The sequence below is a fragment of the Gordonia sp. ALPHA1B1 genome (assembly GCF_005502615.1).
GTDB lineage: Bacteria > Actinomycetota > Actinomycetes > Mycobacteriales > Mycobacteriaceae > Gordonia > Gordonia hongkongensis.
In genome coordinates this window covers 134,437-148,410 of sequence record NZ_SCOC01000003.1, presented here as the reverse complement: position 1 = coordinate 148,410, position 13,974 = coordinate 134,437, and the positions used below count along the sequence as shown (strand labels likewise).

General features: G+C 70.3%; 8 protein-coding genes. 2 read left to right on the top strand and 6 right to left on the bottom strand.

Going from position 1 to position 13,974, the window contains the following annotated elements; genetic code table 11:
• Positions 1–13: 13 nt before the first annotated feature.
• From FFS52_RS03035 to aspS, 4 genes are all read right to left on the bottom strand, one after another.
• The gene (locus FFS52_RS03035) at positions 14–919 is read right to left on the bottom strand and encodes a transglutaminase family protein (protein ID WP_137808784.1); all 906 of its coding nucleotides are present in this window, start codon (positions 917–919) and stop codon (positions 14–16) included.
• Positions 916–3,651, bottom strand: a complete 2,736-nt coding sequence (locus tag FFS52_RS03030) for a circularly permuted type 2 ATP-grasp protein (RefSeq protein ID WP_137808783.1) — start codon at positions 3,649–3,651, stop codon at positions 916–918. Before FFS52_RS03030 ends, FFS52_RS03035 begins: the two co-directional genes overlap by 4 nt.
• Positions 3,648–7,148: a transglutaminase family protein gene (locus FFS52_RS03025; protein WP_137808782.1), complete on the bottom strand. Its 3,501-nt coding sequence runs from the start codon at positions 7,146–7,148 to the stop codon at positions 3,648–3,650. Before FFS52_RS03025 ends, FFS52_RS03030 begins: the two co-directional genes overlap by 4 nt.
• A 169-nt stretch (positions 7,149–7,317) precedes the next feature.
• Positions 7,318–9,150: an aspartate--tRNA ligase gene (gene aspS, locus FFS52_RS03020; protein WP_137808781.1), complete on the bottom strand. Its 1,833-nt coding sequence runs from the start codon at positions 9,148–9,150 to the stop codon at positions 7,318–7,320.
• Positions 9,151–9,292: 142 nt separating this feature from the next.
• Here aspS and FFS52_RS03015 point away from each other — a divergent pair, with 142 nt between their 5' ends.
• Positions 9,293–10,150, top strand: coding sequence for a neutral zinc metallopeptidase (locus tag FFS52_RS03015; protein WP_065632116.1), 858 nt, complete (start codon positions 9,293–9,295; stop codon positions 10,148–10,150).
• Entirely contained in the window at positions 10,147–11,835 is a 1,689-nt protein-coding gene (locus FFS52_RS03010; protein WP_137808780.1) for a DUF885 domain-containing protein, read from the top strand. The genes FFS52_RS03015 and FFS52_RS03010 overlap by 4 nt, the downstream gene beginning before the upstream one ends.
• Positions 11,836–11,923: 88 nt before the next feature.
• Here the strand turns inward: FFS52_RS03010 and hisS are convergent, their stop codons facing one another.
• Together hisS and FFS52_RS03000 are read right to left on the bottom strand one after the other, a co-directional pair.
• Entirely contained in the window at positions 11,924–13,189 is a 1,266-nt protein-coding gene (gene hisS, locus FFS52_RS03005) for a histidine--tRNA ligase (protein ID WP_137808779.1), read from the bottom strand.
• Positions 13,186–13,926 (bottom strand): MBL fold metallo-hydrolase, encoded by a 741-nt coding sequence (locus FFS52_RS03000; protein WP_137808778.1) that lies wholly within the window; start codon positions 13,924–13,926, stop codon positions 13,186–13,188. Before FFS52_RS03000 ends, hisS begins: the two co-directional genes overlap by 4 nt.
• Positions 13,927–13,974 lie beyond the last annotated feature (48 nt).

Here is a 13,974-nt window from a genome sequence, read left to right as displayed (position 1 = left end):
CGATGTGCCCAGTTCAGCCCGCGGTGAGGTCATCTGTCGGCCGGACGTCGACCGACACGTCGATCCGGCTCTTCGTGGAATCGGTGTAGATGACCCCTCGGAGAGGCGGGACGTCGTCGTAATCCCGCCCCCACGCCAGTGTGACGTGGCGTTCGTCGACCATCTTGTCGTTGGTCGGATCGAACGACAGCCAGCGACCGTCGGGCATCCAGACGGCCGCCCAGGCGTGACTGGCGTCGGCACCGAAGACCTTTTCCTTGCCGGGCGGCGGCTCGGTCGCGAGATACCCCGACTCGTACCGCGCGGCGAGACCCTGTGACCGCAGACAGGCGATCGCGATCCGGGCGAAGTCCTGGCAGACGCCCTCGCGACGCTGCAGGACGGTGTCGACCCGGGTAGTGATGGCCGTCGATCCGGACCGGTAGGTGAAGTCGGTGAAGATCCGCGACGTCAGATCGATGACCGCCTCCGCCAGCGGCCGACCGGGGGTGAAGATGCCGGCGGCGTAGTCGCGCACCGCGGGGGTGATCTCGGGCGGGTCGAGATCGAGGACGAACTCGGCGGCCAGTGCGCTGTCCCGCCCGTCGACCACGCACGGGCGCGCCTGTTCCCACGGACCCCGAGCCGCCGGACTCAGGAGGACGCCCGGGTCCACGGGATCCACCTCCACGACCGACCGCGCGGTCACGGTCAGCTCGCGGTGCGCGGTCCGGACATGGAAATAGCTGTCGTGGTTGCCGTAGACGTCGAGCCCCGTCGACCGGTCGTCGGGTTCGGGTTCGATCTCGACCGACGTCGAGTGCACGCGCTGGCCGGGCAGGTCGCGCGGGGTCAGATGGCAGCGCCCGTACGAGGACGACACGTCATCGTCGTAGGTGTAGCTGGTCCGGTGCAGCACACGGTAGACGCGCGTGCTCACGATTCCCCACCGGCCCAGATCGGTCGCGCCTGGCGCGGGGTGGCGAAGCGGGTCCGGGTGAGCAGATCGGAGAGTTCACGCGCCCCGGTGCGCAGGGTCGTCATCAGTTCGACGAGTTCCGGGCGCCTCCGGTCGGCGTCGACCCGCACGAGGTCGGCGGGGTCGCCGCGACGCAACTCGGCGATCATGTCCTGCACGGCCCGTTCGGCGCCCGCCGACCGCAGGGTCTCCGGGACGGACGACAGGTCGGCGTTCATCTTGTCGAGGCAGAAGATCATCGACCGGGGATTGGTCGGGTCGAACAGCAGCAGCTCGGCGACACTGGCCGCCTGATACAGCCCGCGGTTGCGGCGACGGTAGATCACCGACGATTCGTTGGCCACCAGGTACGACTCCAGCAGCGCCTGCTCGACGTCGGTGTCCTGCGCGTCGGCGAACATCGCGAGCGTGAGGTCGGCGAGGGTGACGGCCCGTTCGATGCGTCGGCCGACGTCCATGAACATCCAGGCCGGATCGTGCACCATCGACTCGGCCTGCAGCCCGGTCAGCGCCAGGACACCGTGCAGGATCTCGTCGTGCGCGCGGGCCAGATCGGGTCCGAGGTCCAGCGCGGCGTCGCCCGCCCCGGCGTCCGCGCGCGACCGGAGGACCAGCCTGGTCGTACTTGCCATGATCCGTTCGACCGGCGCGAGCACCATCCAGGTGCTCGTGGACATCTGGTCCCGGACCGCCCGGACCGTGCTGATCAGCCGGTCGACCGAGTAGGCGATGGTCCCGGGCACCGATCGCGACACGGTCAGGTCGGCGATCTTCTCGATCGCCTCGTTGACCTGATCGGGTGACGGCGGCCGGTCCGAACCCGGCAACAGCAGGTCGGCGGTGTCCAGGTAGCGCGCGGTGCCCGTCACCGTGGCGACCGCGTGCAACAGCAGCGGCACCGCCGGCGTGCCCGACATCCACGGCCGGTACTGGAAGTCCTGATAGCGCTCGCGGGACACCTTGGCCAGGCGGGTCACGAGCTCGGTCCGCTCCCCGTAGCGGCCCAGCCAGAACAGGTCCGCCAGGACGCGCGGACTGGCCGCGGCCGCGACGTCGGAGTACTCCCGGGTCACCGGGCGACCCGCCGACGTGCCCGCGACGACCTCCCAGGCCGGTTCGCCGCGCGTCTCCGACCGCCGCGACACGTGCCCGCCCACCTCGGTGCTGGTGACCCACACGTCCTTGGCGGCCACCACATGGTGGGCGGCGCCGGCGACCCCGTCGGCGAGAACGGCCCCCAGGCCGCCCGGCATGACCGCGTACCCGGGACCCTGCGCCACGCTGAACGCGCGCACCGACACCGGCGCCGCCCGCAGCGTCGCGATCGGTCCACCGGAACCGCTGCCGGGGGTGATCGTCGGGGCCACCGAGAACGCCTCGAGCTCGCGGGCCACCCACTGCCACGTCTGGGCCTCGATCCGGGCGGCGAGGTCGGCGCGATCGGTCGCCGCGAGCAACGGGCCGATGAACTCCTCCCCCGTACTCGTGTTCGTCAGGACGAGGGCGGCCAGTCGATCACGGATCAGGCTGCGCTGCAGCGGATCTCCGGCCCAGTACGTGGTGACCGAGCCCAGCCGCAGGTCCTCGTCGAGCAGGACGGGCGCGAGACGTTCCAGCACGGTGTGCAGCGCCGGGTTCTCCAGCACCCCCGAGCCGAGGGTGTTGAGGACCGTCACCGTGCCGCGCGAGATCGCCTCGACCAGCCCGGCGACGCCGAGCTGGGAGTCCGTCCGCAGGTCCAGCGGATCGGAGTAGGCGGCGTCGACCCGTCGCAGCAGCACGTCCACCCGCTTGTAGCGACCCAGCGAGCGCATGTAGACCGCGCCGTCCCGAACGGTGAGGTCGGCGCCCTCGACGAGGGGGAAGCCGAGCACCGACGCGAGATAGGCCTGGTCGAAGGCGGTCTCGGACATGCTGCCGGGGCTGAGGACCGCCACCGTCGGGTCATCGACCCCGGGCGGCGCGTACTCGGTGAGTGCCAGCCGCATCGTGCCGGCGAAGGTGGTCATCGGCCGCGGTGCGCACGCCTGGAACAGCTGCGGGAAGGTCTTCGACATCAGTCGCCGCCCGACGATCGCGTATCCGATCCCCGACGGCGCCTGGGTGCGGTCCCGGTAGGCGACGAACCGGCCGTCGGCGGTGCGCGAGATGTCGACCGCGTGCAGGAACAGCGCGTGCGGCCCGGCGACCTCGAGTCGGGCGGCCTTGCGGATGTAACCGGGATGGCCGAACACCATCTCGGGCGCGACGAGTCCGGCCGCGATCGTCTTCTGATCGCGGTAGAGGTCACGCAGGAGCAGGTCGAGCAGCATCGACCGCTGCGTGATGGCCTTTTCGAGTTCGGCCCATTCGACGCCGTCGATCACCAGCGGCACCGCGTCGACATCCCAGTCGCGGGTCACGGTGTGCTGACCGTCGAACTCGTTGTAGACCACGCCGTCGTCGCTGACGGCTGCGGCCAGCCGGGCCGCGGACTCGCGGAGGCGGTCCGGACCGCGCAGCTGGTAGATGCGGGCCAGGTCGGCCCACGCCGGACGGATCGCGCCGTCGGCTTCCAGGAGCTCGTCGTAGGAGTCGGCCGGCCGGTCCGCGGATGCGGCGAGACGGGTCAGACGGTCGGGATCGAAGAGAGTGTGGCCCTCGGCGCGGTAGCGGTCGAACACCGCGGAAGCGTTGCCCGGCGAAGAGGTCACCGAAGAACTGTACGTGCCCGCCGGAGGTCGAGGATCCCGGGCACCCCGAAGTCGGTGGCCTGCCGGGACTGTCGTTCCCGCAGCAGCCCGACGTCGACGGTGCCGGTCGTGTGACCGGCCGCCTCGAACCGCCCGTTGCGCCGGGACTCGGCCTCGACCGCGTTGACCGGCGGCCGATCGTAGGCACGTCCTCCGCGATGCACGACGTGGTACGTGGCACCGCCCACCGACCGGCCGTTGACCGTGTCGATCAGGTCGAAGGTGAGCGGGGTGTCGATGGTGATCGTCGGGTGCAGCGAGCTCGGCGGCTGCCAGGCCCGGAATCGGATGCCGGCGACGCGTTCACCGGTGCGACCGGTGGCGCGCAGTGGAATCGGGAAACCGTTGCAGGTCAACAGGTAACGATCGTCCTCACCACCCAGGACGCGCACCTGCACGCGCTCGACAGAGGAGTCCACGTACCGGGCCGTGCCCGTTCCGGTTGCCTCCTCCCCCAACGTGTTCCACGGCTCGATGGCACCGCGCAGCTCGATCTCCTGGTCCCGGATCTGCACGGTCCCCAGACGCGGGAAGCGGAATTCGGTGAACGGGTCCAGCCAGGCGGTCTCGAACGGATAGCCGGCCTCGCGGAGTTCCTCGGCGACCAGCGCGATGTCGGCGATGACGTAGTGCGGCAACAGGTGTTTGCCGTGTAGGTCGCCGCCGTGGCGGATCAGCCGGGCCCGGTAGGGCTTCTCCCAGAACCACGACACCAGGCTCCGCACCAGCAGCGACTGCACCATCGCCATCCGGTGGTGGGGCGGCATCTCGAACGCCCGCAGCTCCAGCAGGCCCAACCGGCCGCGCACTGAGTCGGGACTGTAGAGCTTGTCGATGCAGAACTCGGCCCGGTGCGTGTTGCCGGTGATGTCGGTGAGCAGATGCCGCAGCGCCCGGTCGGTGACCCAGGGGTTCGGGGGCGCGCCGTCGAACCGTCCCCCGGCCCGGGCACCATCGCCAGAATTCTTGACCGCGAGCCGGTCGATCTCGGCGAAGGCGATCTCCAGCTCGTAGAGCGAGGACTCCCGACCCTCGTCGACGCGCGGCGCCTGCGAGGTGGTGCCGATGAACCGGCCGGAGAACAGGTACGACAGCGCGGGATGACGTTGCCAGTAGGTCAGCATCGACACCAGCAGGTCGGGGCGGCGCAGCATCGGCGAATCGGCGGGCGTGACGCCGCCGAGGGTGATGTGGTTGCCGCCGCCCGTACCACCGTGGCTGCCGTCCAGATCGAAACTCTCGGTGCCCAGTCGCACGTGTCGGGCATGGTCGTAGAGCGATTCGAGCAGCTCGGACTGCTCGGCGAAACTCCCGGTCGGCTGGATGTTGACCTCGACGACCCCCGGGTCAGGGGTCACCGACAACGAGACGAGTCGCGGATCGGCGGGCGGTCCGTACCCCTCGACGACGACCGGCGTCGACACCGTGGCGGCGGCGTCCTCGACGAGTTCGACGATCGCGAGATACTCCTCCAGGGTCGAGGTCGGCGGCATGAACACGTGGACCACGCCGCCGCGGACCTCGGCGACGAGGGCGGTCCGGGGCAGGAACTGCGCGGGGTCCACCTCGCGGACGGTGTGCCCCAGCGCCGCCGACGGGTCGGTCGGCAGGTCGTCGTGGCGTGCGGACGGATCGGCTTCGAACAGCGTCGGGGCCGGACCCCACGACAGCGAGTTGAGCGGCAGCCGCAAGCCGGCCGGCGAGGTGCCGGGGGTCAGCACGATCCGTCCCCGCCGGGTCGTCCACACCGCGCTCTGCCACGCGGTCCGGTCCTCCGAGCGGCTCAGCGGCAACACGTGCGCACTCGGCTGGGTGACGGCGGCGTCGAGCCGCTCGATCAGGGCTCGTCTGCGTCGGACGGAATCCGTTGTCGGAGCGAGGCTCTCGTCGTCGTCGCCGTCCGCCGAATCGGCGTCGACGGAGATCTCGGCCTGCGCGAACGACCGTGCGGCGGGCAGGGTGGGGTCGGTTCCGGGGTCACCGGGCGGCATCGCGGCGAGTTCCCGCATCCGGACCAGCGGGTCCTCGTAGGCCGGCACGACCTGGGCGATCGGAAGTCCCAGTCGCGTCGCGAAGGCGGTGAGCAGTTCCCGTGCCGGGCCGGGGTCGCCGAGGTCGTCGGGGTTCGGGCCGTGGGTCTCGCGGTCGATCGCCGCGGCACAGTCGTCCGGCGTCGCCCACGGGTCGGCGAGCAACTCCGGATTCCGCCAGATCGGCAGACCGTCGGCGCGCCACATCAGTTCGAGCTGCCACCGCGGCAGCGGTTCACCGGGATACCACTTGCCCTGGCTGCGCCGCATCAGGCCGCCCGGCGCGTACGCCGTCATGAGGCGGTCGGCCAGCCGCCCGGCCAGCAACCGTTTGTGCGGACCGTCCGCGGCGGTGCGCCACTCCGGGTCCGTCTGGTTGTCGATGGACACGAACGTCGGCTCGCCGCCCATCGTCAGGCGTACGTCGTTGCGTTCCATCCGTTCGTCGACCAGCGCGCCGAGATCGGTGACCCGGCCCCACTGCTCCGCGGTGTAGGGCAGCGTGACGCGTGGGTCCTCGTGGAACCGCGTGACCGTGTTGGTGAAATCCAGAGTGGCGTGGCACGGGCCGGTCGAACCGGTGATCGGTGCGGCGCCGACCGGATGCGGGGTGGCCGCCAAGGGGATGTGCCCCTCGCCGGCGAACAGACCCGACGTCGGATCCAGTCCAACCCAACCGGCCCCGGGGAGGTACACCTCGGTCCACGCGTGCAGGTCGGTGAAATCGGCGTCGGGACCCGACGGACCGTCGAGCGACTTCACGTCCGAGGTCAGCTGGACGAGGTATCCGGACACGAAGCGTGCCGCGAACCCGAGTTCGCGGAGGAGGGCGACCAGCAACCAGGCCGAGTCCCGGCAGGAACCGATGGCACTGGAGAGCGTGTACTCCGGCGACTGCACGCCGGCCTCGAGGCGGACTGTATAGCCGACGGCGTCGCGCACCGCGGCGTTGAGGCGCACCAGGAAGTCGATGACCCGCGTGCGGCCGGCCGGCCGGTGCTTCGCCGCGAACCTCGCGATCTCCGGATGCACCGGCGCACCGGCGAATTCACCGTCGGTGACCCCGGCCGGCCGGAGGAAGATCTCGAGGTCGCGCCGCAGCTCGGCCGGATAGTCGAACCCGTAGAACTCGGCCCACTCCTCGATGAAGAAGTCGAACGGATTGATCGCGGTGAGGTCCGCGACCAGACTGACGGTGATCCCGAGGGTGGTCGAGGGTTCCGGGAACACCAGGCGCGCCAGATAGTTGCTGAACGCGTCCTGCTGCCAGTTCAGGAAGTGCTCACCGGGGTCGACGGTGAGCGAGTACGCCTCGATCGGTGTGCGCGAGTGCGGCGCCGGACGCAGGCGGACGACGTGGGGGTAGATCTTGGTCGGCCGGTCGAACGAGTACACCGTCCGATGCTCGAGGGCAACCTTGATCGTCACCGGCGGAACTCCCCGCCCGGGCCCGTCACCACTATTCCGGCAGCCGACTCGATCCCACCGCTGTGCGCCATGGTGGAGATCTCATCACAGATGACCTCCAGGCGCCGGGTGACGAGCACCGCGCCGGGAACACGGTGGCCGAACTCACTTCGGTCCACCGCTTTTCGGCTCAGGCAGTGCTCCCGGCGTCCTTCTGGTCGGCGCCCTTCTGCTCGGCGTCCTTCTGGTCGGCGCCGCCCCGCGGTGCGGGCTTGGCGTCGATCCCCGATTCCTTGCGCTGCTGCGGGGTGATCGCCGCGGGGGCGTCGGTCAGCGGGTCGACGCCGCCACCCGACTTCGGGAAGGCGATGACCTCACGGATGGACGACTCGCCGGCGAGCAGGGCGGTGATGCGGTCCCAACCGAAGGCGATGCCGCCGTGAGGCGGAGCGCCGTAGGCGAAGGCGTCGAGCAGGAAGCCGAACTTCTCCTGCGCCTCGTCGTGGCCGATGCCCATGATCTCGAAGACGCGCTCCTGCACGTCCCGCCGATGGATACGGATCGATCCGCCGCCGATCTCGTTGCCGTTGCACACGATGTCGTAGGCGTAGGCCAGGGCCGAACCCGGATCGGACTCCAAGGCGTCGATCGACTCCGGCTTGGGCGAGGTGAACGCATGGTGCACCGCGGTCCAGGCCGAATGTCCCAGTGCGACATCGCCGGACGCCGTCGCGTCGGCAACCGGCTCGAACATCGGCGCGTCCACCACCCAGGTGAACGCCCAGTCCCCGTCCTTGATGAGCCCGAGCTTCGAGGCGATCTCACCGCGCGCGGCACCGAGCAGGGCGCGGGTCGACTTCACCTCTCCCGCACCGAAGAACACGCAGTCACCCGGCTCCGCGCCGACATGGGCGGCCAGACCGGAGCGCTCCTCCTCGGAGAGGTTCTTTGCGACCGGCCCGCTGAGGGTCCCGTCTTCGGCGATGAGGACGTACGCCAGACCGCGTGCCCCGCGCTGCTTCGCCCATTCCTGCCATGCGTCGAGCTGGCGGCGCGGCTGCGACGCACCGCCGGGCATGACGACCGCTCCGACGTACGGTGCCTGGAACACGCGAAACGGGGTGTCCTTGAAGTAGTCGGCACACTCGACGAGTTCGATACCGAAGCGCAGATCCGGCTTGTCCGAACCGAATCGGCGCATCGCATCGGCGTAGGTCATCCGCGGGATCGGGGTGGTGATGTCGACGCCGATGAGCTTCCACAGCGCGACGAGGATCTCCTCGGCGACGGCGATGACGTCGTCCTGGTCGACGAAGCTCATCTCGATGTCGAGCTGGGTGAACTCCGGCTGCCGGTCGGCGCGGAAGTCCTCGTCGCGGTAGCAGCGCGCGATCTGGTAGTACCGCTCCATGCCCGCGACCATCAGCAGCTGCTTGAACAGCTGCGGGCTCTGCGGCAAGGCGTAGAAGGTGCCGGGCTGCAGGCGCGCCGGAACCAGGAAGTCACGTGCCCCCTCCGGCGTCGACCGGGTCAGCGTGGGCGTCTCGATCTCGGTGAAGTCGTGGGCGGCGAGCACGCCGCGCGCCGCCGCGTTCGCCTTGGACCGCAGGCGGAGCGCCGCGCTGGGCCCCGCACGCCGCAGGTCGAGGTAGCGGTGACGCAGGCGCGCCTCCTCGCCCGGCGACTCGTCGAGCTGGAACGGCAACGGCGCGGACTCGTTGAGGACCTCGAGCTCGACGGCGCTGATCTCGATCTCGCCGGAGCTCAGGTTGGGGTTCTCGCTGCCCTCGGGACGCACCTCGACGACGCCGGTCACGGTGACGCAGTACTCGGCGCGCAGACGGTGGGCGGCCGGCGCGACCGACTCGTCGCGGAAGACCACCTGGACCAGTCCGGTGGCGTCGCGCAGGTCGATGAAGACCACGCCACCGTGGTCGCGTCGGCGTGCGACCCACCCGGCGACGGTGACGGTCTGCGACGCGTCGGCGCGGCGCAGCGAACCTGCGGAATGCGTGCGGAGCACTGAGAATCCTTCCAGGAGTCGAAATCGGTCGGCGGAAACGCAGACCAGGTGTCCATGGTGCCGTATCCGCGCCCCCGGCCGTCAATCGCATACCTTCGCCGAGGCAGCGAGGGGCGGGTGACGATCGTGCCAGAATGGCCGCGTGACCTTCCAAGGCAGCGGATCGATCGACACCGGCAGCGTCTCCGGCGGCGGTGGAGGCGGTGGGGGCCGGATCGCGCTGGGCGGCGGCGCGGGACTCCTCATCACGATCGTCGCGCTGTTCTTCGGGGTGAACCCCGGCGATCTGCTCGGCGCCGGTGGCCCGACACCCGGCACCTCGTCGGACGCCGCGCAGATCCAGCAGCAACTGGACGAGTGCACCTATGAGATGGCCAACGAGAACACGATCTGCCGGATCAAGGCGACCACCGTCAGCGTCGACACGGTGTGGTCGGATCTGTGGCCCGAGTACGAGCCACCGCAGACGGTCATCTTCTCCGACGCGGTGAACACCGGGTGCGGCGCGGCGAGTTCGGCGACCGGCCCGTTCTACTGCCCCGCCGATTCGACGGCGTACTTCGATCCGACGTTCTTCGCCCAGCTGCGTCGCATGGGCGGCAGCGACGGGCCCCTCGCGCAGGAGTACGTCGTGGCCCACGAGTACGGACACCACGTGCAGAACCTCACCGGCGCCCTCGCCAAGGGTCAGCGGATGGGTTCGCAGGGACCGCGATCGGGTTCGGTACGGGTCGAATTGCAGGCCGACTGCCTCGCCGGGGTGTGGGCCCATCACGCCGACGACGGCCCCGACGCCCTCCTCGCGCCCATCACCGAGGAGCAGATCGCGACGGTCATCCAGACCGCGAAGGCCATCGGCGACGACACCATCCAGGGCGCGGGCTCCAATCCCGAGGGCTGGACTCATGGTTCGGCCGCCCAACGCACGCGGTGGTTCACCGTCGGCTACCAGTCGGGCGATCCGGATCGCTGCGACACCTTCGCCACCGACGACCTGTGAACGCCACCGACCCCGGCGGGACCGGCCCGCGCAGGCCCACCGCCGTCGACGCGATCGCCGAGGCGCACCTGGACCGGTTGTGCGCGCTCGATCCGCTGTTCGCCACCGAGATCGGGCGCGGCGGGCATGACGACCGGCTGACCGACTTCTCCGCGCAGGGGTGCGCCGAACGCGCCGAGGTCGCCGCCGGCACCCTCTCCGCCCTGGGCGGCGCCGACGTCGTCGATGCCATCGACCGCGTCACCGTCGCGACCATGAGCGCCTCGCTGCGTCGCGAGCTCGCACTCGCCGACGCGGGCGAGCACATCGGCAACTGCAATGTCATCGCGTCACCGTTGCAGGCGCTGCGCGACGTCTTCGACCTCATGCCCACCGACACCCGCGAGCAGCGGGAGACCTTCTTGTCCCGCCTCACCGCGATCCCGGCGTCGCTCACCGACGTCGTCGACGGCCTCGCCCACCGACTTCGTCACGGTCCGCCGCCGGCCCGTCGACAGGTGGCGGCGGTCGCCCGGCAGGCCGACACCGCGGCCGACGCCATCGCCGGCAACACCGCACCGATCGCGGCCGACCCGGCGCTGGCCGGCACCCTCGCCACCGCGCTCGACGCGGCCCGGACCTCGTTCGGGACCTTCGCCCACTACCTGCGCACCGGCGTTCTCGCCCAGGCCGTCGACGACGACGCGGTCGGCCGCGACCGCTACCTGCTGCACCTGCCGGCCTACCTGGGCGCCGACGCCGACCCCGACGACGCCTATGCCTGGGCGATGACCCGGTTGCAGCAGATCGTCGCCGAGCAGCAGGAGATCGCGGAGGGTCTGCTCCCCGGACAGGGGGTCGCGGCGACGCTCGCCTGGCTGGATCGTCAGCCGCAGTACCAGATCCACGATCGCGCGGAATTCGTCGACTGGATGCAGGCGACGTCCGACGCGGCGGTCGCCGGTCTGGCGGGCACGCACTTCGACCTCCCGGCCCGGCTGTCCCGGCTGGAGTGCCGGCTCGCCCCGTCGTCGACCGGCATCATCTACTACACCCAGCCCAGCGAGGATCTGTCCCGCCCGGGCCGGATGTGGTGGGCGGTGCCCGACGACCAGACCGTCTTCCATACCTGGCAGGAGAAGACGACGGTCTACCACGAGGGCGTGCCCGGGCATCATCTCCAGCTCGGATCGGCGATCGTCGACCCCGACCTCAACGCCTGGCGCAAGCTCGCGTCGTTCACCTCCGGACACGGCGAGGGCTGGGCGCTCTACGCCGAACGCCTGATGGACGAGCTCGGCTGGCTCGAGGACCCGGGCGACCGCATGGGGATGCTCGACTCGCAGCGGCTGCGGGCCGCGCGGGTCGTGGTCGACATCGGGGTCCACTGCCGCCTGCCCGCGCCGGAGTCCCTCGGCGGCGGGATGTGGGACGCCGACAAGGCCTGGACGTTCCTGACCTCGTCGGTCGCGATGGACCACGCCGTGCTGCGCTTCGAACTCGACCGCTATCTGGGCTGGCCCGGCCAGGCGCCCTCGTATGCGCTCGGCCAGCGCGTGTGGGAGCAGACGCGTACCGCCGCCCTCCGCCGGCACCCGGACTGGACGCTCAAGGACTTCCATTCGCGCGCACTGGCTCTCGGCGGTGTCTCGCTGGACGTCCTCGCGGCCGAGGTCGCCGGCGAGGACCAGGAGACGCGCCGCTGAAAACCACCCTCCGCAGCTTCGCCGACGCCTTTGAGCAGTCGCCGGTCCTGCACTGGGCGGTTTTCAGCTGCGAATGTATGCGCTGACCTCAGCCCAGGAGACGACGGACCTCGGCGACCACGTCGTCCAGGGCGACCCGGTGCTGTTCGCCGTTGCTCAGGTCCTTGATCTCCAGCCGGCGCTCGGCGAGTTCGTTCTCCCCGAGCACCAGCGCCAGCCGCGCCCCCGAACGGTCGGCCGCCTTCATCGCGCCCTTGAGGCCACGATCGCCGTAAGCCAGGTCGACACTGATCCCGGCGGCGCGCAGAGCGCCTGCGACACCGACGAGTTCGGCTTTGGCCGCCGAGCCCAGCGGCACTCCGAAGACCTGGCAGCGGGCCGCCTCGGTGCCCGCGACGCTCTCGGCCTCCAGCGCCAGCATCGTCCGGTCGACGCCGATCCCGAACCCGATGCCCGACAGATCCTGCTTGGCGCCCAGCTGTCGCATCAGACCGTCGTAGCGCCCGCCGCCGCCGATGCCCGACTGCGCACCGAGACCGTCGTGGACGAATTCGAACGTGGTCTTCGTGTAGTAGTCCAGGCCGCGCACCAGACGCGGGTTGATCTCGTAGACGACACCCAGCCGGTCCAGGTGCGCCAGGACGAGGTCGAAGTGCGCCTTCGCGTCGTCGGACAGATAGTCGATGAGCAGCGGTGCGCCTGCGGTCGCCGCCTTGATCTCGGGCCGCTTGTCGTCGAGGACACGCAGCGGGTTGATCTCGGCGCGCATCCGGGTGGCCTCGTCGAGATCGAGCCCGAACAGGAACTCCTGCAACGCCTCTCGATAGCGCGGACGGCTCTCGTCGTCACCCAGCGAGGTGATCTCGAGCCGGAACCCCGTCAGGCCGAGGCGGCGATAGCCCTCGTCGGCGATCGCGATGACCTCGGCGTCGAGCGCCGGGTCGTCGACACCGATCGCCTCGACGCCGACCTGTTGCAGCTGGCGGTACCGGCCGGTCTGCGGCTTCTCGTAGCGGAAGAACGGCCCGGCGTAGCAGACCTTCACCGGCAGCTGGCCGCGGTCGAGGCCGTGCTGGATCACCGCGCGCACCACGCCCGCGGTGCCCTCGGGACGCAGCGTCACCGAGCGGTCGCCGCGGTCGGCGAAGGTGTACATCTCCTTGCTCACGACATCGGTCGACTCCCCGACCCCGCGTGCGAACAGCGCGGTGTCCTCGAACACCGGCAGTTCGATGTGGCCGTAGCCGGCACGACGCGCGGCGTCGGTGAGCGTGTCCCGGACCCGCCGGAAGTCCGCCGAGTTCGGCGGGAAGTAGTCCGGGATGCCCCGGGGGGCCTGAAATGCTCCGCTCACAGTCCGTGTCGTCCCTTCGGTCGCGTGCTCTGGCGTTCGAGGCCGGCCAGGAAGGGATTGCTCGCACTCTCCTGGCCGATGGTGGTCTGGGGTCCGTGGCCGGGCAGGACCAGCGTCTCCGCGGGCAGCGGCAGGAGTTTCGCCGCTATCGAGTCGAGCAACTGCTGATGGTTGCCCCCGGGGAGATCCGTCCGGCCGATCGAACCGGCAAACAATACGTCACCGGAGAAGCAGACCCCGACCACCGACGGCGTGTCGGGCCCGGCCTGATCCCGGGCCTCGTCCGGCACGTCGACGTCGACCCCGAGCAGCACCGAGCCCTTTGTGTGCCCGGGCGCGAGATCGACCGAGAAGGAGACCCCGGCGAGCTCCACCGACTCGCCGTCGGCGAACTCGACCACCTTCTCCGGCTCGGTGAACACCTGGTCGCCGATCATCGCGCCCAACGCCCGTCCGATGCCGAGACCGGGATCGGCGAGCATCGGACGATCCGCGGGATGGATGTAGGCCGGGATCGAGTACTCGTCGCAGAGTTCCGTCGCGTTCCAGGTGTGGTCGAGGTGACCGTGCGTGAGCAGCACCGCCACCGGGGTGAGGTCGTGTTCGGCGAGCAGTTCCCGGACCCGCGGCGCCGCATCCTGGCCCGGATCGATGATCACCGCCTCCGATCCCGCCTCGGCGGCGACGATGTAGCAGTTCGTCTGGAACATCCCGGCGGGGAATCCGGTGATGAGCATGCTGCTCCTCGGGTCGGCGCGGACAGGACGACGCACACACGTCGGTGT